Below are 1,526 nucleotides of genomic sequence, written 5' to 3' on the forward strand. Positions count from 1 at the left end.
AGGGAAACGCCCGGTCACATTCCGAACCCGGAAGCTAAGCCTCTCAGCGCCGATGGTACTGCAAGGGGGACCTTGTGGGAGAGTAGGACGCCGCCGGACTCCTTTTCACAAAAAGAGCCCCTGGACGGGCGAGCAGCAACGCTCACCCGCCCAGGGGCTCTTTTCGCGTCCCCGGGGCATCGCATGATCCTGATCGTCCGGCCTCGGAGCGGGACCGGGGCCGGCCTTCGTTGATCCGGCACTGGTCACCAAACTGCCGGAACCGGGGTCCTTCGCGACTTTGGCTCGAGCTCCTCCGGGTACAGAGCGGAGCTGCGGACTGGTCGATGCGATGGGGCGGGTTGCTGCACAGCGTCCACTGTCATCGCTCGAGAAGGTGCGCGGCTCGTCGCTGGTCGACAAGTGCTTCTCGAGCGGGCCGACCCTCTCGTTCCGGGGCACGGACATGGCCTTGTCTGACGGCATCGACGCCAAGCGGCCCGGTGCCTCTTTGCTGCGGGCCGCGACGTCGGCAGAGACAGACGGCCGGCGAGATGGCCGACCGGGCCCTCGCGCGGGGGTCGACCGTCGTGCGCGGTCTGCGCTGTACGGTCTGCGTCGGTCATCACCGCCGTCCTCGTGTCCGGATCGAGGCAGATCCGATCGGCCGTCCATCGTCGACGCGCGCCGGCGGGTTGGCTGGTGCGGTGGCCTTGCCTGACGGCGGTGGGCGCTTCCTTCGACGGTGGCGAAGCGCCAGACACAAGTCCCTGCAGGTTCATCACGAACGAACGGTTGTTCGGATGTCGATGAGTGCCACGGGCCAGGCAACCGCGGGAGGTCAGCTGCATCGCTCCTCCGGCAACGGCGCCGACGCGAGCGGCTCAGGCTGAACCACATCAGCGCTGTGGTTTCCCGCACATGTGCCTGTGGCTGTGCCCTTGTCGCCGCCCGTTTCCTCGAGCAGCCGACTCCTCCGTCGCTCGTCGCGCGTGTGGTCCGTTCGCTTCGTGCTCGATCAGGACGTCGAGCAGTGCCCTCCGGCTCGATCGTCGCGGCGCCGCGGACTCGCGGTTGCACCGCGCGACTCGCAGTTGCACCTCGAGAGGAGCGCTGTCGAGGGCCTTGTGCCGGACCGTCCGGATCCTCGAGGACCACGCGCACGCGACGCCGTGTCCCAACGCGCGGACGGCATACCAGTGACCACTCGGCCACCAGCACATCACTGAGCTGCCGGCTGATGCTCGTGAAGAACGACTCGAGACACCGGTTCGTTGACACCGGTGCGCCCGGGTGGTCGACACTCGCCGTGCGCCGTGCGCCGTGCGCCGTGCGCCGTGCGCCGTGCGCCGTGAGCCGTGAGCCGTGAGCCGTGAGCCGTGAGCCGTGAGCCGTGAGCCGTGGGCCGTGGGCCGTGAGCGCGAGGGGCTTGTGCTCCTGTTGCAGTGTGCGACACGCCCGGGATGTGGGGTGGGTTGGTGGTGGGTGTGGGGGCTGCGTAAAGTAATCCCTCGTCACCCCAAAGGTGCGGCGGAGCGGCTGGAGCG

At 68.5% G+C, this 1,526-nt stretch carries 1 rRNA gene; it reads left to right on the top strand.

Annotated features, from left to right (window positions below):
• Window positions 1-99, top strand: a 5S ribosomal RNA gene (rrf, locus tag DEI83_RS15645); the annotation flags it as partial.
• Between the last annotated feature and the right edge of the window lie 1,427 nt (window positions 100-1,526).

It is taken from the genome of Curtobacterium sp. MCBD17_021, from assembly GCF_003234525.1.
In the GTDB taxonomy this organism is placed as follows: domain Bacteria; phylum Actinomycetota; class Actinomycetes; order Actinomycetales; family Microbacteriaceae; genus Curtobacterium.